Source organism: Vibrio sp. 10N.222.49.C12 (assembly GCF_041475025.1).
GTDB lineage: Bacteria > Pseudomonadota > Gammaproteobacteria > Enterobacterales > Vibrionaceae > Vibrio > Vibrio crassostreae_C.
In genome coordinates, this window is record NZ_JBFRVF010000019.1 from 54137 (window position 1) to 77090 (window position 22954).

Genomic DNA, 22954 nt, shown 5'->3' on the forward strand with positions numbered 1-22954 from the left:
AATCAGAAAGGGTAGCGTTGGCTACCCTTTATTTTAAGGCGATACAGAGCGCTATCGTTTCATTTGGTTTTTCAACAGCATCGTCTCGGTCGATGCTGATTGTTTATTGAAGTTTTAGCCCCATCCTATTTGGGCTAGCACTGATTTCCGTATATAATTCTCGCCCATTTTCAAAGAGAACAAGAACATGAAAATTGCTTTAGGTATTGAATATAACGGTACCCACTACTTTGGTTGGCAGCGCCAACGAGACGTGAAAAGTGTCCAAGAAGAATTGGAAAAGGCTCTTTCAGTTGTCGCGAATCACCCTGTAGAAGTTATGTGCGCAGGTCGTACAGATGCCGGTGTTCACGGTACGGGACAAGTCGTTCACTTTGAAACTAATGTCGATCGTAAAATGGTGGCATGGACAATGGGCGCGAATGCCAACATGCCAAAAGATATTGCGGTTCGTTGGGCGACAGAAGTGAATGAGGATTTCCATGCTCGTTTCTCGGCTACTGCCCGCCGTTATCGCTACATTATCTTTAACCATGCACTACGCCCAGGCATTTTGAATTCAGGTGTGAGCCATTATCATGGTCATCTTGATGAGAAAAAAATGCATGAAGCGGGTCAGTACTTACTTGGTGAGAATGACTTCACTTCGTTCAGGGCAACACACTGTCAATCTCGTAGCCCATGGAGAAACATGATTCACTTGAACGTGACTCGTCATGGACACTACATTGTGATCGATATTAAAGCGAATGCGTTTGTTCACCACATGGTGAGGAATATTACGGGTAGCCTTATTGCCGTAGGTAAAGGTGAGCAGAAACCAGAGTGGATCCAGTGGCTTTTAGAAGCTAAAGATCGAAAAGTAGCCGGCGCAACTGCAAAAGCGGAAGGTTTGTATCTGGTGGATGTTGATTATCCTGAACATTTTGAGCTACCACGAGAGCCAATTGGTCCTCTATTTTTACCGGATAATTTGAACTAAATGTGAGACTTAGGTTCAAAAATTATTACAGTTTAGTGCGTAAGATAGTCCCAGAAAATAGGTACAACCAGTTTTTTATCTACAGTCGCTGTTTTATGTGCTTTAATTCCCACGCATAATTCCCAAATTTATTTCTTTCGCAATCAAGCGGAAGAATCGAAACAAAAAGGTCTTCCATGAGTTGGCTTGAAAAGATTTTAGAAAAAAGCAACATCGTAACATCTCGTAAAGCGTCTATCCCTGAGGGTGTTTGGACGAAATGTACTTCTTGTGAGCAGGTTCTGTACCATGCTGAACTAGAGCGTAACCTAGAAGTATGTCCAAAATGTGACCATCACATGCGCATGAAAGCACGTCGTCGTCTGGATACATTCCTAGACAAAGGTGAGCGTGTTGAACTAGGTGCTGATCTTGAGCCACAAGACAAGCTGAAGTTTAAAGACTCTAAGCGTTACAAAGAACGTATCTCTGCTGCTCAAAAGAACAGTGGTGAAACAGACGCATTAGTTGCAATGAAAGGCGAACTATTGGGTTTACCTATCGTAGCGTGTGCTTTTGAATTCTCATTCATGGGCGGCTCAATGGGTTCTGTTGTTGGTGCTCGTTTCGTGAAAGCGGTAGATGCTGCTATCGAGAACAACTGTGGTTTAGTGTGTTTCTCTGCAAGTGGTGGTGCTCGTATGCAAGAGGCATTGATGTCTCTAATGCAAATGGCGAAAACCAGTGCTGCGCTTGAGCGTTTATCTGCGAAAGGCCTACCGTTTGTTTCAGTTATGACTGATCCAACAATGGGTGGTGTTTCTGCAAGTTTGGCAATGCTTGGCGATATCAATATTGGTGAACCAAAAGCACTGATCGGTTTTGCTGGACGTCGTGTAATCGAACAAACGGTACGTGAAGACCTTCCTGAAGGTTTCCAACGCAGTGAGTTCCTACTAGACCACGGTGCTATCGACATGATTGTTGACCGTCGTGAGATGCGTCAGCGCGTTGCAAGCCTTGTTGCTAAAATGACCAACCAGCCTTCACCATTAGTAGTTTCTGTGAACGATTCACCGAATGAAGCTACTTATGAAGTACCAGAAGCGCCAGAAAAAGGGTAAAGTACCTTCTAACAAACCAACTTAATTATGGTTATGAGTTAGATGAGTCAACAACCTATTCCTCAAGCCACATCCTCTTTGGAGATGTGGCTTGATTATTTATCAAACATCCACACAAGCGCTATTGATCTTGGATTAGACCGAGTTCAGGCCGTCGCCTCTAAGGCAAACCTCACCAAACCTGCTCAACATGTTATTACTGTTGCCGGAACCAATGGCAAAGGCTCAACATGTGCACTGATGGAAGCGATTCTATTGGACGCTGGTTACTCAGTTGGTGTCTACAGCTCTCCTCACTTAATTCGCTATAACGAACGTGTTCGTATCAACGGCCAAGATCTATCTGATGAAAAGATGGTTCAGTCTTTCGATTTCATTGAGAAAGAGCGTGGCGAAATCAGCCTGAGTTTTTTCGAATATGGCACTTTAGCGGCGTTACGTGCATTTCAAACTGAAGCGGTTGATGTTGTGCTTTTAGAAGTGGGTTTAGGCGGGCGTTTAGACGCGACCAATATCGTTGAGCATGATGTTTCTGTGATTACTAGTTTGGCTGTCGACCATGTTGACTGGCTAGGTGATGACATCAATGTGATTGGTTTTGAGAAAGCGGGCATTTATCGTAGCGGTAAACCCGCTATCTGTGGTCAACCCAAGCCACCGGCTACGGTTGCAGCGCACGCTGATGACATTAAGGCTGAGTTCTACCAAGTCGGTATTCAATACACTTATGATGTTGACGGTGATACGTGGAACTGGCGCAGTGGTGCATTCCAACTAGAATCGCTACCTATTCCAAGCCTGCCGTTACCTAACGCTGCAACAGCGTTGATGGCATTGGGAACGTCAGAGCTTAGTATTAGCGACGTGAACGTGGTTAACGGCATGAAGAATGCGCAGCTTCCTGGGCGTATGCAGCAAATTAGCGAACAACCGGTGATTGTGCTTGATGTAGCACACAACCCGCATTCTGCTGAGTACTTTGCGCAGCAAGTCGCGAAGAAGTATGCAGGCAAAAATTTACACGTTGTAGTCGCCATGCTTCATGACAAAGATATCCCCGCGACATTGGAAGTATTAGCTCCAATAACAACACATTGGTACCCAGCTTCGCTGAACGGCCCACGAGCCGCAACAGCCGCTGAATTGTGTCAAAGCTTACCTGAAGGTGTAGAGCGGTATTCAAACCCTGTTGTAGCGTTTGAAGCGGCTTTAGCTTCTGTTAAAGGTGACGATGTTGTGTTGGTTGTCGGTTCTTTCCATACAGTGGGTGAAGTGTTGGAGCATTGGCAGAAAAAAGGAAACTAAATGGCAAGTAAATTCCAAAGCCGGTTAGTCGGCACCATCATTTTAGTGGCCATTGGCGTGATTGTATTGCCCGATGTACTAGATGGTAAGAAGCTCCACTACAAAGAAGAGTTTGCAAGCATTCCAATTAAGCCTGAGCTTGATAGTAATGTTGAAGTGTTTGAAGTACTCGATCCCGTTGAAGATCAGATAGCGCTACCGGATTCTCCGGTTGAGCAAGTGGTTGAAAGTGGTCGTACTGATAATTCAAACACGCAAACCGCGTCTTCTTCTAATGATAAAGAAGCAGACAAAGTGGCAGTTGTGGTTAAGCCGGTACCTGAAAAAAATGAATACCAAGACAGTGCTTGGATTATTCAATTGATGGCTTTGAAGAATGCTGACAACGCAAAAAACGTTGTTAAGGATCTGCAAAAGCGCGGTTATCAGGCTCACACCAAGCAAGAAAAAACTTTTACGCGAGTAATTATTGGCCCGGATGTCTCTAAATCCAAACTTGAGCGACAAATTAAGGAATTAGAAAAAATTACGGGTTCAAAAGGCCAGTTGCTCAAATTTAAACCGTTAAATCCATAAGAAAACGTTTGCGTCAGCATTTTTTCTGTTAAAATGCGCGCCAACTTAAGATGAAGAATTCATGAATTGGTTAGATTTTGTCATTTTAGGCGTGATCGGCTTCTCTGCCGTGATCAGTTTAGTTCGTGGTTTCGCTAAAGAAGCCTTGTCACTCGTTATTTGGTTTGGAGCATTTTTTATTGCTAGCCAGTACTACGCTAAATTAGCGATGTACTTCACCAATATCGAAGATGAGATGTTTCGAAACGGAACTGCGATAGCAGCATTGTTTGTTGCAACGTTAGTTGTGGGTGCCTTAGTTAACTATGTCATCGGTCAACTAGTTCAGAAAACAGGCCTGTCAGGTACAGACAGAATCCTCGGTGTCGTCTTTGGTGGCTTACGTGGTGTTTTGATTGTTTCTGCAGTGTTGTTTTTCATGGATGCGTTTACTGCATTCCCAAGTTCTGAGTGGTGGAAGAATTCGCAATTGGTTCCAGAATTTAGTCGAATCATTGCGCCGTTCTTCGAGCATTTACAAGCAACATCTAGTTTCTTATCTGGCGCGCTCTAGCGCCAGTTAATGTCGAAAAATCGAGGATTAGGACATGTGTGGTATTGTTGGAATCGTGGGTTCAACACCTGTAAACCAGTCTATTTATGACGCTTTAACGGTATTGCAGCATCGTGGCCAAGATGCCGCTGGTATTTGTACCATAGAAAGCAATCGTTTCCGTCTGCGTAAGGCGAACGGTTTAGTAAAAGATGTTTTTGAAGCAAAACACATGCAGCGCCTACAAGGTGAAGTTGGTATTGGCCATGTTCGTTATCCTACTGCGGGTAGTTCAAGTGCGTCTGAAGCTCAGCCTTTCTACGTAAACTCTCCTTTTGGCATTACGTTGGCGCACAACGGTAACCTGACGAACGCAAACGAAGTTCGTGAGAAGTTGTTCGAAAAAGACCGTCGTCATGTAAACACAACCTCTGACTCTGAAGTTCTACTGAACGTATTAGCTCATGAGATCGATACTGTTAAAGGTAACGTAACTTCAGATGACGTTTTCCGCGCTGTGGCAAATGTGCATCGTACAATTCGTGGTGCTTACGCCGTAACGGCGATGATCATCGGCCACGGTATGATCGCATTCCGTGACCCACATGGTATTCGTCCATTGTGTCTTGGTAAGCGTGAAGTTCAAGGTAAAACAGAGTACATGGTTGCGTCTGAATCGGTAGCACTCGATGCTGTTGGTTTCGACTTCATGCGCGACGTAGCACCAGGTGAAGCTATCTACGCAACGTTTGACGGTGAGCTTTTCACTAAGCAATGTGCAGACAACCCACAACTAAACCCATGTATCTTTGAGTTTGTATACTTTGCACGCCCAGATTCATTCATCGACAAAATCTCGGTTTACAGCGCACGCGTTGAGATGGGTGAGATGCTTGGTATGCGTATTAAAGAAGAGTACGCAGACTTAGACATTGATGTAGTTATTCCAATCCCTGAAACATCAAACGATATTGCGCTACGAATCGCTCAAGCGATCAATAAGCCATACCGTCAAGGTTTCGTGAAAAACCGCTATGTTGGCCGCACATTCATCATGCCAGGTCAGCAACAACGTAAGAAGTCGGTTCGCCGTAAGCTCAACGCAATTCGCTCTGAGTTTAAAGGTAAGAACGTTCTTCTGGTTGACGATTCTATCGTTCGCGGCACAACATCAGAGCAGATCATTGAGATGGCTCGTGATTCTGGCGCAAATAAGGTCTTCATGGTTTCAGCTGCTCCAGAGGTTCGCTTCCCTAACGTTTACGGCATTGATATGCCGAGCGCGACAGAGTTGATTGCTCATGGTCGTGATAACGAAACGATTTGTAAGCAGATTGGCGCAGACGCCTTGATTTTCCAAACGCTACCAGATCTGATTTCTGCAGTGGGCATGGGCAATCAAGACATCTCTCGTTTTGATACTTCTGTATTTAACGGCGAGTATGTAACGGGCGATATCGACCAAGTGTACCTAGATTTCCTAGACTCTTTGCGTAATGACGACTCAAAGGTTCAGCGTGAGATTCAACAAGATCTTGCTAACTTAGAGTTACACAACGAAGGCGCTTAACTAGCGTTTCGTTAGTCATACAGAGTTTCGCTAGCGATACAGAAAATAAATAACCAGAGCATCGGCTCTGGTTTTTTGTTTATAGAGAAGGGGATTGACCTTAATGAATGTGGTATGCGATCACAAAATCAATAAACAATCTCACTTTCTCTGGTAGATGGTCTTTGTGGTTATAAAGCATGTAAATATCACGAGGGTTAGCGCTCCAGTCTTCTAAGACTTGCACTAAGCTGCCATCTTCAATGTATTCACGAATCATCACGTCAGGCATCAGGGTGATACCTAGGCCTTCTGAGCACGCTTGTCTTACGACATTAAGCGCATTGGCGTTGAAACGGCCTTTCTCGCTATTCACCACCGTCTCTTCATTCGAATTACTCAGCTGCCACTTAATCAGCGGGTAGCCTTTGAGTAGCGAATGGTTCGCTAGCTCTTCAGCATGGCTTGGAGCTGGGTTCTTCGCTAAGTACTCAGGGCTCGCGATAAGAATATCTTTGACTTCACTGATTTTTCGAGCGATTAGGCTTGAATCACGCTGAGGGCCGACTCGGAAAATTACGTCCCACTCCGTTGGATCCAGCTGATCCGCTTGGTTGTTCATCATCAGCTCAATATTGATATCAGGGTATTGAATCATGAATTCACTGAACATTGGCATCATCATGCGCTTGGTCAGGTTTGAGGGTGCCGTAATACGAATCTTACCGGAAGCGCCTTTGCACACGTCAGTTAACTCTTCTGCAGTAGAAGAGAGACGTTGCAACAGCGGAGAGCATTCATTGAAGAAACGTTCGCCTGCCTCTGTTAAAGAAAGTTTACGCGCGTGTCTATTGAGAAGCCTAAGGTTCAAAGAATCTTCTAAGGCTTGGATGCGTCGTGTGATGGTCGCAACCGGAATCATAGTCTTGCGCGATGTTGCGGTGTAGCTCCCATTTTCAACGACGAGTCGAAAGAGGTTTAAATCATCTAATTTCATAAATCCAGACACATTTGTTTACAATCTCATCTAATTTATACGTAACAGTGAGATCAATGTTTGCGTTACGTCAACTCGTTGCACTATTTACAAGTATTCCAACCCTCGTCACGAATTACCAGTAAAGAGTGCAAATTTGTGTATTTAGCATTTTATTACTAAGTTTTATATTAGTTCTTAGAACAGATAACAATAATAATTCGACTTAGTTTTGTGAGGTTATAGATTATGTACAAAACTCACAGTCAGCCAGTAATGACCTCGGCTCAGGAAGTAATTAACCAAAAATGCGTGATGTTGGTTGATGATGATCCTATTTTTCGCCGTATAACCAGCGCGTACCTAGACAAGGTAGGTTATAAAGTGGTTGAGGCTGAAAATGGACTGGACGCTTTGCAGAAACTTAGAGACTCAGCGCCAGATTTAATTGTGTGTGACTTATCAATGCCAATACTTGATGGCATAGAGCTTGTGGAAGAGCTCAGTTTAGAGTACCCGTCACTGCCTATGATCGTTGTGTCTGGCACTGATGATATGTCTGACGTGGCGAAAGCCTTGCGATTTGGTATTAAAGACTTCTTGGCGAAGCCGTTAGAGGATCACCGTCACCTAGGAAGTGCGATTGCGAATACATTGACAGATTCGTTCGATAACATTTCAGACCAACGAGATTTTTCGAGCCAATGGTTCTGTGTGGATGATGGGGGAGAGATCCCTGAAGACCAAGAACTGCATTGGCACCTGAATTACCTTCAAGATAACCCAAGCGCAGCAAAAGACTTACTGCATGCGCTGCTTCCAGAGAAAGATACGCGACAAGGCTCATGGCGTTGCAGTTACCGGTTACTGCAATCAACAGAGATGATGCCACTTGTGTTTGACTATGCGTGGATGATGAACGGGCAGTTTGCTTTTTACCTCGTCGATTCATCGTCGTCTGATAATGGCGGCTCCGCGACAACATTGTTAGTGAGAGCGCTGTTCCACGATTACATAAGAAACAGAAAAGATTTTAATGTTGATCTCAAAGATATTGCTGAAATCTTAGAGAAGGGGATTCGTTGCTCTAAATGCTCCACCCCAGTGAATGCCTTGTTTGGTGTTGCTGACCTTGCCGAGGGAACCATCTCCATTTTGCCTGCGGGTCTAGACGGGCAATGGTCGAATGGTGAATTGAATCAATATATTGCAGCAGGTGAGCGCTTGGGTGAGAACTGCAAGAAGAACTTTATTACGCGGGACCTTCCGATCGAACAGGGCTGCCAACTGTCGTTGAGCCTACTTGGAGCGGCAAGTTTTAGTTTAGACATACACCAAGGGTCTACTGATTAACCCTATATTTCCTCGGTTTTTGTGAATAATTGATTGAGGTATAGTTGCGCAAATGGTGTGGCTATGCCTTTTTTGTTAAATGTCGATTTAGCAAAGTGGGTTTGGTTCGCCGGATACTTACCTTCACTAACAAAAACAAGAAGCAATCATGGCAGATAACAAAGACTTTCAAGACCCGTTTAATGTATTCTACTTTTTAGGATTTTTAGCCGCATTTTTAATGATTCCATTGCTACCAGCAACACTTACGTTGATCCGCGTATTCAATGGTTACGCAACATTCTAGTTAAGCTGTCGTCGCCGATTGGTGATAGCTAACTCAAGGAGGCCACAATTAGCGTTCGAGTTTTAAGCCTCAATATTGCTGGTGGCCTTTGTATATTTCTCGCAGTTCTAGGGATAGTTTTGCCCGTTCTGCCAACCACTCCTTTTCTCCTTCTTGCCAGCGCATGCTTCATGCGAAGCAATCCGAAAGTTCATAAATGGATGCATGAGCACAAAACGCTGGGTCCTTTGCTGAACAATTGGTATCAACACGGTGCCGTCACCAAACAAGTTAAAACGCGTGGCGTATTCTTTATCTTGTTGAGTTTTGCGTTATCCATCTACTTTGCCCCTATCATTTGGGTCAAGGCTTTCCTAATTTGTGTACTTGTTATTCTTCTCACATGGTTTATGCGACTTCCAACCCATGAGTTGGTTGCTGACAGCAAAGAAAATCACTACCATTAAGCCAGTGTGCCTGCTTGTATAGCGGGCGTTTATTATTTCAGCAATCAGAGTTATGACTCTCGTTGCAATTAATACCAATCGTACCTTTCCTTAATTCCGAGCGTTGATGTTTGATTCGTTAACGAGAGTTTGGAAAGCGGCCTAATGAAGTGCATAAGATTATGAACACAGAAAAAATCTCTCTGATCAAAGCAAGCATCAAAAGCATTCCTGATTACCCTAAAGCGGGTATTTTGTTCCGTGACGTAACAAGCTTGATGGAAGATCCAGTAGCTTACAAAGCGACTATCGACCTGCTAGCGGAAACATACAAGGACATGGGCTTTACTAAGATCGTTGGTACTGAAGCTCGTGGTTTCCTATTTGGTGCGCCTTTGGCACTTGAGCTAGGTGTTGGCTTCATTCCTGTTCGTAAGCCGGGCAAGCTGCCTCGTCAAACTGTGGCACAATCTTATGAGCTTGAGTACGGCACCGATACTCTAGAAATCCATACTGATGCTATCGTTGAAGGCGATAAAGTGTTGATGGTTGATGATTTGCTAGCAACGGGCGGTACGATTGAAGCAACAACAAAGTTGATTCGTCAGCTTGGTGGTGTGGTAGAACACGCTGCATTTGTTATTAACCTTCCAGAAATCGGTGGTGACAAGCGCTTACAAGGCTTAGGTCTAGAAGTGTTTAGCATCTGCGAATTCGACGGTCATTAATCCTTTTCGGAATTATTCATGAGCTATCTTGCGTTAGCGCGAAAATGGCGACCAACCAAATTCAAAGAAGTGGTTGGTCAAGCCCATGTTTTAACAGCATTAGAGAATGCCCTTAGCCAGAATAGGTTGCACCACGCATACCTGTTCAGCGGTACACGAGGTGTTGGTAAAACAACCATCGGTCGTTTGTTTGCTAAGGGACTCAACTGTGAAACAGGCATTACCTCAACACCTTGTGGTGAATGTGCAACCTGTAAAGAAATCGATGAAGGTCGCTTTGTTGACCTGCTCGAGATCGATGCTGCCTCACGTACTAAGGTAGAAGATACCCGCGAGCTTCTGGACAATGTTCAGTACAAGCCTGCACGTGGTCGCTTCAAGGTTTACCTAATCGATGAAGTCCACATGCTTTCCAGGCACAGCTTTAACGCGCTTCTAAAGACCTTAGAAGAGCCGCCTGAGTATGTGAAATTCTTGCTCGCAACAACGGATCCACAGAAGCTTCCAGTAACGATCTTGTCGCGTTGTTTGCAGTTCCATCTTAAGCCGATCAGCGTTGATAATATTCACGAGCAGCTCGATCATATTCTTGAACAAGAAGATGTGACGTCTGAATCTCGTGCGCTTGGAATGATTGCTCATGCTGCTGATGGCAGTATGCGTGATGCGCTAAGCCTTACAGACCAAGCTATCGCATTGGGTAATGGCAATGTCGTAACAGATACTGTTGCTCACATGCTCGGAACACTGGATACCGACCAAGCTATCCACTTGCTTGAAGCGATTAGCAGTAAGCAGCCACAGCAAGCGATGGCGTGTATCCAAAGCCTTGCTGAGAACGGTGTTGAGTGGGATGGTTTGCTGAATCAGCTTGCGGCCCAACTGCATCGTCTTGCGATGTTCCAAGCTTTGCCATCTACATTAGATAAGGCACAGCCTGACGCTGAGAAGCTTGAACTACTGAGCAAAGCGCTTAGCCCACAAGACATTCAACTCTACTACCAGATCGTATTGAAAGGTCGTGAAGACTTACCATTGTCGCCAACCGCTCGCGTTGGTATTGAGATGGTGGTTTTACGCATGTTGGCATTTAGACCAGCTGAACAAGCGGTTGCTACGGCAATCTCGACTCAGTCGGCAAGCCCAGCGCCAGTTCCAGCAGCTCAAGCTCAGAACGTTGCTCAGTCAGTGAGTCAACCTGCGCCAATGGCAGCTCCGAGACAGCCTCAGATGCAACAACAGGCGCCTCAACAGCAAGCTATGCAGCAGCCACCCGTGCAACAGACTCCAGCACAGTATTCAGATTCGCAAGGTTACGCTGAACATTCAGGCAACCAAGGTTATCCTGAGCAGGATTACCCGCATAGCCAGTATGACGCGCCTCCTGCTTATGATGAGCGTCCAAGCTACGGTGCAGAGCAGCCTCAGCAGCAACAAACGAATTATCAAAACCAGAGTCCGGTTCAACAGCCAAGCGCTGCACCTTCTGCTCCGCAAGAGCAGCCAGCGCGTGCAACTTCGCCTGTGAGTGGTTTACGCCACCAATTACGTTCTCAACGTAGAGGCAGTTCGGCAACAGAAAACAAAGGCTCGGCGCCAAAAAAGGCTAAAGCGACACCAGCTAAAACTTCAGTTCTTGATCGAGTTGCTCAGCAACACGGTGGTTCTGAGCGGGTGTCGCCAGCTTCTTTATCATCCTCTTCGACAGAAAATGTGACCAACGATAATGAACCTTATCGCTGGAAACCGTCTAAACCTGTAGTGAAAGAGGTGAGCAAAGAGCTTACACCTACTCAGATCAAGCGTGCGTTGGAGCATATTAAGACACCAGAAATGGTCGATAAATTGCTTCAAGAGTCGATTGCTCAAGATGAATGGTCAGCCACGATTCAAAAGCTAGAGACAGCCAAGCTTGTTGAACAGTTAGCATTGAACTCAGTGTTTGCTAAAAACGACACATCAATCACTTTAACGTTAAGAGCGAGCCAAGCTCATTTGAATACCGACCGTGCGCAGAGTGAGCTATTGCAGTCTCTCAATACTGTGCTTGGAGAAGAGTGTCATTTGAGTGTTGAAATCGGTGATGGTGGAGAAACGCCGCTAGAATTACGAGAACGACTGTATCAAGGTAAGTTGAAAGACGCGTTTACCGCTTTAGAAAACGATGCCAACGTACAGTTCATTGAAAGACGTTTTGACGCTGAACTCGACAGAGACAGCGTTCGTCCTATCTAGAACGTTTTCTTGTTTAGTGACCGGCATATCATCCCAGATAAGCAAATCTGAGAACTGAACATCGAGGGGTTGAATCACACTGTTTTAACCCCCATTTAAGCTCGTATAGCTTAATTAATTTTTAATAAACCAATTAGACCAGAGAGTATTAACATGTTTGGTAAAGGCGGTATGGGCAACATGATGAAGCAAGCCCAGCAAATGCAAGAGCGCATGCAAAAGCTTCAAGAAGAAATCGCAAATATGGAAGTTACAGGTGAGTCAGGTGCTGGCCTTGTAAAAGTAACGATCACTGGTAGCCACAGCGTTCGCCGTGTTGATATCGATGAAAGCCTAATGGAAGACGATAAAGAGATGCTTGAAGATCTTATCGCTGCTGCTTTCAACGATGCGGCTCGTCGCGTTGAAGAAACTCAAAAAGAGAAAATGGCTAGCGTAACTGGCGGAATGCAACTTCCACCAGGTATGAAGATGCCTTTCTAAGAAACTATTTCTAAAGGTTTATTCAGGCTGCGGTTTATCTTGAGTAAATCGTTACTTGAAAATTAGAACGGTTAAATATGCGTACCAGTCATATGCTGGAGCATTTGATGGAGGCCTTACGTTGTCTACCTGGGGTTGGCCCCAAGTCGGCGCAGCGTATGGCCTTTCATTTGTTACAGCGCGATAGAAAAGGCGGCCTACAGTTGGCTGAAGCTCTTAGCCAAGCAATGACCGAAATTGGTCACTGTAATGAGTGCCGTACTTTTACTGAAGAAGATACCTGCCACATTTGTACCAATCCTAAACGTCAGGAAAATGGTCAAATCTGTGTAGTAGAGAGCCCTGCAGACATTGCAGCTATCGAAGCAACTGGCCAATATTCAGGTCGTTACTTTGTATTGATGGGTCATCTTTCACCACTTGATGGTATTGGTCCAAGTGACATCGGTCTCGATGTTTTGGACTACCGCCTGCGTCGTGGTGATATCTCGGAAGTAATCCTAGCGACTAACCCAACAGTTGAAGGGGAAGCGACAGCGCACTACATTGCTGAGCTATGTAATGCCCATGAAGTGAACGCTAGCCGTATCGCTCATGGTGTTCCCGTTGGTGGTGAGCTAGAGCTGGTGGATGGCACCACGCTTTCGCACTCCTTACTCGGTCGTCATAAGATCTAAAAAAGCCGCTTGGTGAAGCATCACTAAGCGGCTTTTTCTTTTATTGCTTTAGACGTTTTTCAGCGCTTAATCTGAACCTCTTACCGCTTTGTATATCATCGCGCCAATCACGGCACCAATAATCGGTGCAACCCAGAATAGCCACAATTGCGAAACGGCCCAATCACCGACAAATACAGCCACGCCGGTACTTCGAGCAGGGTTCACAGAGGTGTTGGTTACAGGAATACTGATAAGGTGAATCAAGGTCAAACAGAGACCAATCGCGATAGGTGCAAATCCAGCCGGTGCTTTCGAATCAGTCGCGCCCATAATCACGAATAGGAAAACCATGGTCATGACCACTTCACAGACCAGTGCAGCGGTAAGTGAATAGCCGCCCGGTGAGTGTTCACCGTAACCATTTGAAGCAAAGCCAGAGGCAGCTGCATCAAAGCCAGCTTGGCCTGAAGCAATCACAAATAGCACGCCGCCCGCGATAATACCGCCAATCACTTGGGCAATAATATAAGGCGCAACATCCTTGCCATCAAAGCGACCACCACTCCATAGACCGATGGTGACAGCAGGGTTGAGGTGGCAACCGGATATATGACCAATAGCGAAAGCCATAGTGAGTACGGTTAAACCAAAGGCAAGGGAAACTCCGAGTAGACCAATTCCCACATCAGGGAAAGCTGCGGCTAAGACGGCACTACCACAACCGCCTAACACCAACCAAAACGTACCGAACATTTCTGCGATATACTTATTCATAACTATCCTTATTAATCTTTACCAGTATCAATAAGATAGTTTAGATTTCGCAGAAGTGTGAAATCTTGTGTATATAGTTGAAAGAAAGAACAGAGAATCTTATGTAATCACTTCGAACTCGCACTAAAGATCGTTAAGGTCAATCGTATTCTATCGCTATTTTAGCAAGTAAGAGTGACCTGATAATTAGCCGTATTTGTGTCAGTATTCTTTTTATTTAAACTACGATGAGTTGATAAAAATTAAGTAAGTTCTACTTCTACCAACACCCCAAAGTGATCTGATACAACCGGATAAAAATCGTGATTAAAAATTACCTTATGCTGCTTTACCACTACAGGTTGATTACTAAGTACTAAATCAATGCGTAGCGCTTGGCTATTTTGCTCCCAACCATCAATGTTTTTAATGACAGTGGTTCCATCATCTTTGATTTCTGCTCTTTCATAACAATCCATCAAACCGCTTTGTAATACGTAATCATAGCCTTCATTACGTATATGAGCTGGGTTGTTGAAATCGCCTAATAGAAAGCTCAACTCTGTTGGTAAAGTTGCCTTGATTCGGTCGAACTGATCCTCAAATGAGTTCTCTGAGTCATTCCACCAGCCACAATGACAATTATAAAGATTAAAATCACCCTGTTGAGAGGTCACTTTAATACGCACTGCTCGCCGATGTTTCCAAAAGCTCATATCATAGTTATCACTTAAATCAATGACCTCATGTTCGACAATCGGTAGTCGCGTTAAAAATGAGAGCCCCTCTTGATATACTTCATAACTTTGATGAACGAAATCCCACGTAAGTTGGTAGTGATGACCGTATTCCATGAGTTTTTTCTGTAATAAATAACCATAGTTATTCGCCAACACAGTGTGATTGGTTAATATATTGGCATCAACGGCCGGGCTATCTTGATGTTGATTCACTTCCTGTAATGCAACCACATCGCACCCTTGCTCGATAATGGCTTGCGCGACCACATCTAACTTTTCTAGCTGTTTTTCTTCTTGCCAACTGTGGGTATTTAGTGTCATTAACTTCATTATTATTCACTCATTTATTCTAGTGAGATAAAACGCAGCGCAAGGCTGCGTTTCTCGAGGTTATTTGATCTAAAAAGAATTACGCAGGTTGTGCTGAATATTTCTCTATTAACTTAGATTTAATAACATCCACCCCAGGGCCATAAATAACTTGTACACCCTGTTCTTTAATCACAGCACCAAGAGCCCCTGTCGGCTTCCATGACGCATATTCAGCAACCAACTTCGGATCATTAACTGTAATACGCAAGCGAGTCATACAAGCATCAATCTCAGCAATATTGGCACGGCCACCTAAATTCTGAATAATAATGTTCATCTTCTCATCTTCTGACATCGATTCTGAGCTTTCATCCAGGTAGTTACCCATACGACCCGGTGTTGGTAACTTCAATTTCACGATTAGGAAGCGGAACAATCCATAGTTAACCACAAAGAAAACAATAGAAACTAATGCAAAGCGAACCAGATCACCACCGATGCCCGCTGAAACCATCATAGGTATACGAGTGAGTAACTCAATCAAACCAAAGGCATGTACACGTAGGTCCATCACATCGACCAACGCAAATGCAACTCCTGTTAACACAGCATGTGCAACATACAAAACGGGAGCGATAAACATAAACATGAATTCAATAGGCTCAGTCACACCGGTTAATAACACAGCAAGACAGGCAGATAAGAACATTGGCTTATATTGTGCGCGCTTATCACTATCAACACAGTGATACATCGCAAGTCCAATACCAATCAATGAAGAGGCTGCGATAATAACTTGGCCTGCTTTAAAGCGTGCTGGGTGCACCGTATCTAACAGGTGTTGGTAAGTTGTCGGATCGCTTAATTTAAGATTATTTAAATCGCTGACCCAAGCAAGCCATAATGGATCTTGACCATAAACACTTGAGCCCGCATTCATCCCAGTCAAAAGCTCATAAGTACCACCCAACTCGGTGTAATTCATTGGAATAGTTAAAGTGTGGTGTAAACCAAATGGCAGTAATAAACGCTCTAACGTACCATACAAGAAAGGAGCAGTGATCGGCGCAGTGTCTTTAGAGGTAGCAATCCATTGACCAAAATCATTAAGCGCACCTTGAATTAAAGGCCATATTACAGATAAACCAAACGCAATAATCAGCGAATAGAAAATAACAACAAAAGGTACAAAACGCTTACCGTTGAAAAATGCTAATGCCTGAGGTAAGCGAGCGAAGTCATGATAGCGGTTAAATAAGTTGGCACCTAAATAGCCAGACATAATACCGATAAACACACCCATATTTAGGGCAGGAGCACCCAAAATATTCGTGAAGAATTGAGAGACAGGTAACTCAGAACCAAATAGGCTCATCACAACCGCTTCTGGGTCACTGAGCATAGCGTTATCCACGCCCAATATAACCCCAGTGATACGGTTGATTAAGATGAAGGCAATTAGCGCGGCAAATGCGCCACCTGCACGCTCTTTTGCCCACGAGCCACCAATCGCGACCGCAAATAATAGGTGAAGGTTAACAATGATCCCCCAACCTATGTTTTCCATTATAGCGCCTAGTGTTTCAATGGCACCAAACCCACCCGCATACATTGCGACCACTTTACCTAGTGATATCATGATACCAGCGGCAGGCATCACCGCGATAACAACGATAAGGGACTTCCCAAATCGTTGCCAAAAATCAAACGATAGTAACTTACTCATAAATAGTTCCTTGATTTAAATACAGGCTAACGTTATCAGCGCCTAGCCATAAATATAATTTAGTGCTTTCTTGCAAATATATACGCGGCATAAGCGGGGGCTATTTGCGTTGTTATAAAATCTGAGCGAACGTGTTCATTGTTAATATTCTGATTATCAAGCATTAACTCGCCTAATTGGGTGCAGTCGATATCAACAACGCTCTCTTGTGGACTTAAATTGGTAATAATGGTCCATGTCATATCTTGAGCAACACGTTGATAAACATAGATATTAGGATCGTTAGCTAGCAGTAATTGATAACGGCCAACCACTAAGCTTTCATGTGACTTGCGCAAAGCAATCAACTGCTTATAGAAACCTAAGATCGAATTTGGATCTTGCTGTTGTTGCTCAACATTGATATCTGCATACTGTTGATTCACCGAGAACCAAGGTTGCACCTCAGAAAAACCGGCAAAATCCTGGTCATTCCATTGCATTGGCAAGCGACTGTGGTCGCGGGATACTTGATTTAACAAGGCTAAGATATCGGCATCGCTCTGACCTTGTTGCGATAGCTTTTGAATTAAATTTCTCGCAGACACATCGTTAAATTCGTCAAGAGAAGTAAACTGATGATTTACCATACCAATCTCTTGGCCCTGATAAATAAATGGAGTTCCTTTCATCAAGAAATAACAACTCGCTAACGCGGTAGCACTGGCATACCTAGAGTTAGGATCGGCAAAAGTATCAATACTACGAGCTTGATCGTGGTTTTCTAAATAAAGCGCATTCCAGCCTTTACCTTCTAAGGCATCTTGCCAACGCGATAAAATGCGTTTGAACGCCACGAGATCGAAATTCTCGTTGCTTTGTTCTTCCGACCATAGCTTCATGTGTTCAAACTGAAAAATCATGTTAAAAACACCACCTTGATCGTGCTCGGTCGCTTCAGCAACCCAAGGCAATGCGTTGTCGGCCGTCACCCCATTGGCCTCACCAACGGTCACGATATCAAAAGGCGAAAACGCCTGCTCTTTTAACTCATACAGATGTTTTTCAATCCCTGCCACATTCATATGATAATCGAATGAAGAGACATAGTTTTCACCCTTTGGATTGGGTAAAGAGGGTAAACCAGCTTGTTTTTGAATATGGCTAATTGCATCGACACGGAAACCATCAATACCTCGTTCCAACCACCAATGAATCATTTTAAATAGTGCTTGTTTAACTTCAGGGTTTTCCCAATTAAGATCTGGCTGTTTTTTAGAAAATAGGTGCAAATAATATTGTGCAGTTTTGTCATCATATTCCCATGCACTACCATGAAAAATACTTTCCCAGTTATTTGGTTCGCAAGTCGGCTTTTCAGCTGTAGGCTCACAACCATCACGCCAAATATACCAATCACGCTTAGGGCTATCTTTGTTATCTCGCGATTCGATGAACCATGGATGCTCATCGCTAGTGTGGTTTATCACTAAATCCATAATAATGCGAATGCCACGTTCATGAGCAGCAGTGATTAATTTATCCACATCCTCAAGGGTTCCAAAGTCAGGATGAATCGCTTGATAGTCACTGATATCGTAACCGTTATCATCATTCGGTGATGCGTAGAATGGGCAGATCCATATTAAATCAATGCCCAAATCAGCAAGATAATCTAGCTTAGCAATGATCCCATTGATGTCACCAATACCGTCCTGGTTTGTATCATAAAAACTACGGGGATAAATTTGGTAGGCAGTTGCTTTCTTCCACCACGCGAGTGGTTTTGAGTGTAGATTATTAGCGAGTGTCATCGGTTATACTATGTATGTTATCGTTAACACATAGTGTTAAATGGAACCTATTTGGACTCAATACAATTTCAGAGAAACTGTGAACTTTCTCTCATTCTTATGTCGAATGTGCCTTCAACGGAACTGAAATCGCGCTTGAGCAATTTTTTGACAGCTTGGTAGCCCACTTGATAGTAGTTAAAAGCGACAGTAGTCAGGCTTGGGACTAACAAATCGCTGTAGTCATAGTCACCCATGCCTACAATCCATAAGTTATGACCAATCTTGAGTTGCTGTTCTTTGGCGCGACGATATAAACGAATAGCAATATTATCGGTGGCACAAAAGTAGACATGATTAGGCTGTAATTGAATTGCCTGGTAGCCGGCTTTGTCCTCCGAGTTGGCTAGAGCTTGTAGTGAAAAATTCAACTCAGGGACGGTGTCAGTAATGGTGGCTTGCATCAACTTAGTACGGCTGGAAAGCATACGCTCATCATAAATATAATGTACGGCTGCCAGCGGTGCCTGCTGTTGTTTTAACTGAGTGATGGTTTGGGAAACGAGTGCTTTAATTGCAGCATGGTCGGGGTAATATAAACAGCAATGGTGGGGTGTGTTTTTACCAATAAATAACACATTGTCTAAGGTTTGATAAAACGTCTCTTCGACACTGTGCTTTGAAGCAATAATAATAGTGCCCAATGCATTTAAGCCATTAAACTCTCTCACAGCTTGGCATTCTGACTCATGGTTAAACCCTGAGGCATGAAAAAGCATTCGTACTTGTGATTCATTGGCAGCCGCCAGTGCCCCTTTAATTACTAAACTAGTTGTATATGACTCAATGCGAGGAGCAACGAAACCAATAATATTAGATTGGCTACGAATGGAACGAGCAAATATATTAGGGGTATAATGATTTTCTTTGACGATAGCATCAATTTTAAGGCGATTTTCAGCCGAGACATAACCGTCATTAAAGTAACGTGACACGGTCATTGTTGAAATTCCAAGCTGTCTTGAAATCTCCGCCATGGTCATTTTTTTACTCATCACATTTTCCTTCCATAATGTATTATTGCCATATTATCCAATATATTGGCTGACAACAAAGTAAATAAAAACGCTACCTGATGATATACACATAGTACTTCAAGTTTATAAGATATTGTCCACTTCTTGACCTGAACTGAATACCCGTAGTTACGGCCTTGCTCGCTCAGGTCTTCAGTGCAACGACTGCTAATTTAAAAATGGGCAGGAGATATCACCGACGTAGCTACAAACAAATATTGGCTATAATTAGTTGCCATTATTGACCTTTATTCAAGGCAAGTTATTGGTTGGTTTATGGGTACGAGAATAAAGGCCTCATTGATCTGTGATGTCTTATCGATGGCTTTATTTCGCCGAGAGTTTCCTGAAACGGTTATTACTCATAGCGAGGTAGTCAGTATTGTTTGAAAGACTATTGAGGCCTCATAAGCACCTATAACCTAAAGCAAAGTATGAGTAGGAAAAGAAATTGCTGGGATATAGAAAAGGGCTAATACGCTTAGGTAATAGCTTCTAACTCGATCAGGTTATCAAGGGCTTCTTGGTCGGTTTTACCACAAATGACAGGGCAAGCTTTGAATTGGTGACATACCTTCGGGCGTGAAGGTTGACCAAATAATTTGCAGAGATCTTGCTCATTTAATTGGATGCAGCGTATCCCAGCAGGCTTACCATTAGGCATTCCAGGAATAGCAGATGTAATACTTGGAGCGATACAGCATGCTCCACAACCTAGGCGACATTCCATCAAATTAAACTCACTAAATAACAGGGTGCGCGATAGTAGCAAAAAATGATGAGAGTGACAGCTGTTGATTGAATCAAAGAATGAACAATTATTATCCTTGAACTTTTTATGGGCTAGCGGTATAACACGCACCCCAGTAAAAGAGTAAGAAGTAATCCTATGGCGAATCCATTTTGGCAAGAAAAGACACTAGAACAGATGACCGAGAATGAGTGGGAATCACTTTGCGACGGTTGTGGTAAGTGCTGCCTACATAAACTAATGGATGAAGATAGCGATGAAGTTTACTACACCAATGTGGCGTGTAGCTGGTTAAACGACAAAACATGTTCGTGTAAAGATTACCCGAACCGCTTCACTTCAGGTGAAGAGTGTTTGAAGCTGACTCGTGACAAGATCGATGAGTTTCACTGGCTACCAGACACTTGTGCTTACCGCCTTTTATCAGAATCTAAGCCGATTCCTGAATGGCACCCGTTGATCACCGGATCAAAAACAGAGATGCATGCAGCAGGTGAAAGCGTTCGTAACAAAGTGGTATACGAAATCGATGTTGTCGATTGGGAAGATCACATCTTGAACCACCCGAACCGCTAGTTAACGAAGACTAGTCAATCACCCGAATAAAAAAAAGGCTCACATTTCTGTGAGCCTTTGTCGTATTTAGGAGGGTCCAAATCAATGGACTGTGTCATGGCTAATGTCAAGCAAGCGGTAAGTCTGCAACCACCTGATTGAACGTGATACGAGCATTCTGAGCTTGCTCAGATAACTCGATCTTTTTCGCTTGTGCGGCACTAAGATTACTCTCGGCCTGCTCAAGTGCTTGTTGTAGGTTCTCTGGTAACTCGTGAGTTTCCATTTGTGAACCTTGTTCTAACACATAAGCGCGAATTTCTTTCTTCACTGCGGCAAGTTCTGTGTAAGCAACACGCTCAAGTTCTGCGGCTTCTTGTGCTGCATCTCTTTCTTTCTCAAACTGAGCCAACGCCATACCTTCAGCAGACCAAGGGTCCATGTCTGGCAGTTCTTCGATGTTGATCGTTGGCTCGATATACGCATCTTGATGGCGTAGGTCGAGGTTAGTCGCACGAACCGCTGAAATCATCAGCATCACAGAGATAGCAAGCAGTGGTAAGCCACCAACAATCGCCGCCGTTTGTAGCGTACTTAGACCGCCTAAGAACATTAGAATCGTTGGTAAGAACGACAGAGTAAATGCCCAGAACATACGGTTCCAGCGCATTGGCTCTTCGGTCACGTTGTTTTGTACAACAGACGCTAGGATGTATGAGATAGAGTCAAATGTTGTTGCCGTGAAAATGATACACAGCATTGTAAATACAGCGATAACCAGCGTGCTCATTGGCAATTGTGCAAGCATCGAGAAGATAGCTTTGGTTGCGCCTTCCGCATTCAAAATGGCAACGACATCTAGCTCACCAGAAAGCTGCAGTGATAGGCCGTAGTTACCTAAGATCATGAAGAACAGGAAACAACCTAGAGAACCAAAGAAGATCGACCCTGACACCATTTGTTTGATGGTTCTGCCGCGAGAGATACGCGCAACAAACAGACCCATACTCGGTGCAAATACTAGCCACCATGCCCAGTAGAAAATCGTCCAGTCTTGTGGGAAGTGAGTGTTTTCGAATGTACCGTAACCACCAAATGGTTCAGCCCACGTTGCCATCACGAAGAAGTTAGACAGTAGACGACCAATTGAGTCTAAGCCTGTTTCTAACATGAAGATTGTTGGACCCGCGATCAGAACGAAAGCCAGTAGACCCATCGCACCCCAGAAGTTGATGTTACTTAGGATCTTGATGCCTTTTTCCAATCCAGCATAAGATGAGTAAGCAAAAATCGCAGTACACACTAAAAGCACCATCACTTGCGTTAGGTTATTTTTAGGTAGACCAAATAGGTGATTTAGACCTTCAGTGATCAGAGGAGCGGCTAAACCTAATGTTGTTGCAGCGCCGCCTAATAGACCGAAAATGAATAGGATATCAACGATCTTTCCTGGTACGCCTTTACTACGGTGTTCACCAAGAACAGGCATTAATGCACTTGAGATCTTTAGAACAGGTTGTTTACGTACGTAGAAGAAGTAAGCGATAGGAATTGCCGGGATTAGGTAGATAGACCATGCGATTGGTCCCCAGTGGAATAGGCCGTAGGTCGCAGCCCAGCGTACTGCTTCTTCACTGCCAGGTTCTAGTTGGAAAGGCGGTGATTGGTAGTAGTAAGCCCACTCAATACAGCCCCAATACAAGATACTTGCACCGATACCGCCACAAAATAGCATGGCAGCCCATGATGCAGTTTTAAACTCAGGCTCTTCATCAGCTTCGCCTAGTTTAATTTGTCCCATATCACTGAATACTACGTACACCATAAATGCACAGGCTGCGAGACCTAGAGCAAGATACAGGAATCCGAGTTGATCAGTCATGAATGTTTTCGCAACCGCAATCCAGTCTGCGCCCTGTGCAGGGAACAAAATGAGCGGGAAAACTATCGTGAGTAGGAGTGCTATAGCACCAAAAAAGGTTGGCTTATCGATAAGCTCAAAAGTGTTTTTCACGAGTATTATTCCATTAAAATGAGAGCGGAATTATGGAATGAACTCGTTTTTTAGACCTAATCG

At 43.9% G+C, this 22954-nt stretch carries 22 protein-coding genes and 1 pseudogene; 15 read left to right on the forward strand and 8 right to left on the reverse strand.

Annotated features, from left to right (window positions below; all coding sequences use genetic code 11):
- The first annotated feature begins 187 nt into the window (after positions 1–187).
- From truA to purF, 6 genes are all read left to right on the forward strand, one after another.
- Positions 188–982: a tRNA pseudouridine(38-40) synthase TruA gene (gene truA / locus AB4583_RS05990; protein ID WP_004734161.1), complete on the forward strand. Its 795-nt coding sequence runs from the start codon at positions 188–190 to the stop codon at positions 980–982.
- A 176-nt stretch (positions 983–1158) separates the two neighbouring features.
- On the forward strand, positions 1159–2085 hold the full coding sequence (accD, locus tag AB4583_RS05995) for an acetyl-CoA carboxylase, carboxyltransferase subunit beta (RefSeq protein WP_017062348.1): 927 nt from the start codon (positions 1159–1161) through the stop codon (positions 2083–2085).
- Between the two features lie 42 nt (positions 2086–2127).
- Complete coding sequence (folC, locus tag AB4583_RS06000; protein ID WP_017062347.1) at positions 2128–3390, forward strand: bifunctional tetrahydrofolate synthase/dihydrofolate synthase; 1263 nt, start codon at positions 2128–2130, stop codon at positions 3388–3390.
- A complete protein-coding gene (locus AB4583_RS06005) occupies positions 3391–3966 on the forward strand; it encodes an SPOR domain-containing protein (protein WP_017063432.1) in 576 nt (191 codons plus the stop codon). It abuts the gene before it with no gap.
- Positions 3967–4027: 61 nt separating this feature from the next.
- A complete protein-coding gene (locus AB4583_RS06010) occupies positions 4028–4519 on the forward strand; it encodes a CvpA family protein (RefSeq protein WP_009848678.1) in 492 nt (163 codons plus the stop codon).
- Positions 4520–4553: 34 nt separating this feature from the next.
- A complete protein-coding gene (purF, locus tag AB4583_RS06015; RefSeq protein WP_017062345.1) occupies positions 4554–6068 on the forward strand; it encodes an amidophosphoribosyltransferase in 1515 nt (504 codons plus the stop codon).
- Positions 6069–6168: 100 nt separating this feature from the next.
- Here the strand turns inward: purF and AB4583_RS06020 are convergent, their stop codons facing one another.
- Positions 6169–7044 (reverse strand): LysR family transcriptional regulator, encoded by an 876-nt coding sequence (locus AB4583_RS06020; RefSeq protein WP_017062344.1) that lies wholly within the window; start codon positions 7042–7044, stop codon positions 6169–6171.
- A 228-nt stretch (positions 7045–7272) separates the two neighbouring features.
- Here AB4583_RS06020 and AB4583_RS06025 point away from each other — a divergent pair, with 228 nt between their 5' ends.
- From AB4583_RS06025 to recR, 7 genes are all read left to right on the forward strand, one after another.
- Positions 7273–8376, forward strand: a complete 1104-nt coding sequence (locus tag AB4583_RS06025) for a response regulator (protein ID WP_102332530.1) — start codon at positions 7273–7275, stop codon at positions 8374–8376.
- A 148-nt stretch (positions 8377–8524) separates the two neighbouring features.
- Positions 8525–8662 (forward strand): hypothetical protein, encoded by a 138-nt coding sequence (locus AB4583_RS06030; RefSeq protein ID WP_017067606.1) that lies wholly within the window; start codon positions 8525–8527, stop codon positions 8660–8662.
- A gap of 74 nt (positions 8663–8736) precedes the next feature.
- Positions 8737–9108 (forward strand): YbaN family protein, encoded by a 372-nt coding sequence (locus AB4583_RS06035; RefSeq protein WP_029225617.1) that lies wholly within the window; start codon positions 8737–8739, stop codon positions 9106–9108.
- Between the two features lie 161 nt (positions 9109–9269).
- Positions 9270–9815 (forward strand): adenine phosphoribosyltransferase, encoded by a 546-nt coding sequence (apt, locus tag AB4583_RS06040; protein WP_017062340.1) that lies wholly within the window; start codon positions 9270–9272, stop codon positions 9813–9815.
- Positions 9816–9833: 18 nt separating this feature from the next.
- On the forward strand, positions 9834–12050 hold the full coding sequence (gene dnaX, locus AB4583_RS06045) for a DNA polymerase III subunit gamma/tau (protein WP_372116774.1): 2217 nt from the start codon (positions 9834–9836) through the stop codon (positions 12048–12050).
- Between the two features lie 153 nt (positions 12051–12203).
- A complete protein-coding gene (locus tag AB4583_RS06050) occupies positions 12204–12533 on the forward strand; it encodes a YbaB/EbfC family nucleoid-associated protein (RefSeq protein ID WP_017062338.1) in 330 nt (109 codons plus the stop codon).
- A gap of 77 nt (positions 12534–12610) precedes the next feature.
- Positions 12611–13210, forward strand: a complete 600-nt coding sequence (recR, locus tag AB4583_RS06055; protein WP_019823189.1) for a recombination mediator RecR — start codon at positions 12611–12613, stop codon at positions 13208–13210.
- A 66-nt stretch (positions 13211–13276) separates the two neighbouring features.
- On the opposite strand, the gene aqpZ is transcribed toward recR, so the two are convergent.
- From aqpZ to AB4583_RS06080, 5 genes are all read right to left on the reverse strand, one after another.
- Positions 13277–13966 (reverse strand): aquaporin Z, encoded by a 690-nt coding sequence (gene aqpZ / locus AB4583_RS06060; protein WP_017070317.1) that lies wholly within the window; start codon positions 13964–13966, stop codon positions 13277–13279.
- Between the two features lie 242 nt (positions 13967–14208).
- The gene (locus tag AB4583_RS06065; RefSeq protein WP_372116776.1) at positions 14209–15015 is read right to left on the reverse strand and encodes an endonuclease/exonuclease/phosphatase family protein; all 807 of its coding nucleotides are present in this window, start codon (positions 15013–15015) and stop codon (positions 14209–14211) included.
- Positions 15016–15094: 79 nt separating this feature from the next.
- A complete protein-coding gene (locus AB4583_RS06070) occupies positions 15095–16723 on the reverse strand; it encodes a PTS transporter subunit IIBC (protein WP_017070319.1) in 1629 nt (542 codons plus the stop codon).
- Positions 16724–16782: 59 nt separating this feature from the next.
- Positions 16783–18516: an alpha-glucosidase gene (locus tag AB4583_RS06075; protein ID WP_102320046.1), complete on the reverse strand. Its 1734-nt coding sequence runs from the start codon at positions 18514–18516 to the stop codon at positions 16783–16785.
- 68 nt (positions 18517–18584) lie between these two features.
- Positions 18585–19550, reverse strand: a complete 966-nt coding sequence (locus tag AB4583_RS06080; protein ID WP_017070321.1) for a LacI family DNA-binding transcriptional regulator — start codon at positions 19548–19550, stop codon at positions 18585–18587.
- A 140-nt stretch (positions 19551–19690) separates the two neighbouring features.
- Here AB4583_RS06080 and AB4583_RS06085 point away from each other — a divergent pair.
- Positions 19691–20032: pseudogene (locus AB4583_RS06085) on the forward strand (DDE-type integrase/transposase/recombinase); the annotation flags it as partial.
- Positions 20033–20052: 20 nt separating this feature from the next.
- Here AB4583_RS06085 and AB4583_RS06090 read toward each other — a convergent pair.
- On the reverse strand, positions 20053–20301 hold the full coding sequence (locus AB4583_RS06090) for a YkgJ family cysteine cluster protein (RefSeq protein WP_248389634.1): 249 nt from the start codon (positions 20299–20301) through the stop codon (positions 20053–20055).
- A gap of 159 nt (positions 20302–20460) precedes the next feature.
- Between AB4583_RS06090 and AB4583_RS06095 the strand changes: the two genes are divergently transcribed.
- A complete protein-coding gene (locus tag AB4583_RS06095; protein ID WP_372050830.1) occupies positions 20461–20898 on the forward strand; it encodes a YcgN family cysteine cluster protein in 438 nt (145 codons plus the stop codon).
- A gap of 106 nt (positions 20899–21004) precedes the next feature.
- Here the strand turns inward: AB4583_RS06095 and AB4583_RS06100 are convergent, their stop codons facing one another.
- Complete coding sequence (locus AB4583_RS06100; protein ID WP_017063436.1) at positions 21005–22891, reverse strand: BCCT family transporter; 1887 nt, start codon at positions 22889–22891, stop codon at positions 21005–21007.
- Positions 22892–22954 lie beyond the last annotated feature (63 nt).

What these genes read in the sequence shown, in the direction of transcription:
- AB4583_RS06030 (WP_017067606.1), top strand. Translation starts at nt 8,525, where the DNA reads ATGGCAGATAACAAAGACTTTCAAGACCCGTTTAATGTATTCTACTTT.
- AB4583_RS06010 (WP_009848678.1), top strand. Translation starts at nt 4,028, where the DNA reads ATGAATTGGTTAGATTTTGTCATTTTAGGCGTGATCGGCTTCTCTGCC.
- AB4583_RS06020 (WP_017062344.1), bottom strand. Translation starts at nt 7,044, where the DNA reads ATGAAATTAGATGATTTAAACCTCTTTCGACTCGTCGTTGAAAATGGG.
- AB4583_RS06090 (WP_248389634.1), bottom strand. Translation starts at nt 20,301, where the DNA reads ATGGAATGTCGCCTAGGTTGTGGAGCATGCTGTATCGCTCCAAGTATT.
- truA (WP_004734161.1), top strand. Translation starts at nt 188, where the DNA reads ATGAAAATTGCTTTAGGTATTGAATATAACGGTACCCACTACTTTGGT.
- AB4583_RS06065 (WP_372116776.1), bottom strand. Translation starts at nt 15,015, where the DNA reads ATGAAGTTAATGACACTAAATACCCACAGTTGGCAAGAAGAAAAACAG.
- dnaX (WP_372116774.1), top strand. Translation starts at nt 9,834, where the DNA reads ATGAGCTATCTTGCGTTAGCGCGAAAATGGCGACCAACCAAATTCAAA.
- AB4583_RS06025 (WP_102332530.1), top strand. Translation starts at nt 7,273, where the DNA reads ATGTACAAAACTCACAGTCAGCCAGTAATGACCTCGGCTCAGGAAGTA.
- purF (WP_017062345.1), top strand. Translation starts at nt 4,554, where the DNA reads ATGTGTGGTATTGTTGGAATCGTGGGTTCAACACCTGTAAACCAGTCT.
- AB4583_RS06070 (WP_017070319.1), bottom strand. Translation starts at nt 16,723, where the DNA reads ATGAGTAAGTTACTATCGTTTGATTTTTGGCAACGATTTGGGAAGTCC.
- accD (WP_017062348.1), top strand. Translation starts at nt 1,159, where the DNA reads ATGAGTTGGCTTGAAAAGATTTTAGAAAAAAGCAACATCGTAACATCT.
- AB4583_RS06075 (WP_102320046.1), bottom strand. Translation starts at nt 18,516, where the DNA reads ATGACACTCGCTAATAATCTACACTCAAAACCACTCGCGTGGTGGAAG.
- apt (WP_017062340.1), top strand. Translation starts at nt 9,270, where the DNA reads ATGAACACAGAAAAAATCTCTCTGATCAAAGCAAGCATCAAAAGCATT.
- recR (WP_019823189.1), top strand. Translation starts at nt 12,611, where the DNA reads ATGCGTACCAGTCATATGCTGGAGCATTTGATGGAGGCCTTACGTTGT.
- AB4583_RS06080 (WP_017070321.1), bottom strand. Translation starts at nt 19,550, where the DNA reads ATGAGTAAAAAAATGACCATGGCGGAGATTTCAAGACAGCTTGGAATT.
- folC (WP_017062347.1), top strand. Translation starts at nt 2,128, where the DNA reads ATGAGTCAACAACCTATTCCTCAAGCCACATCCTCTTTGGAGATGTGG.
- AB4583_RS06005 (WP_017063432.1), top strand. Translation starts at nt 3,391, where the DNA reads ATGGCAAGTAAATTCCAAAGCCGGTTAGTCGGCACCATCATTTTAGTG.
- AB4583_RS06095 (WP_372050830.1), top strand. Translation starts at nt 20,461, where the DNA reads ATGGCGAATCCATTTTGGCAAGAAAAGACACTAGAACAGATGACCGAG.
- AB4583_RS06050 (WP_017062338.1), top strand. Translation starts at nt 12,204, where the DNA reads ATGTTTGGTAAAGGCGGTATGGGCAACATGATGAAGCAAGCCCAGCAA.
- aqpZ (WP_017070317.1), bottom strand. Translation starts at nt 13,966, where the DNA reads ATGAATAAGTATATCGCAGAAATGTTCGGTACGTTTTGGTTGGTGTTA.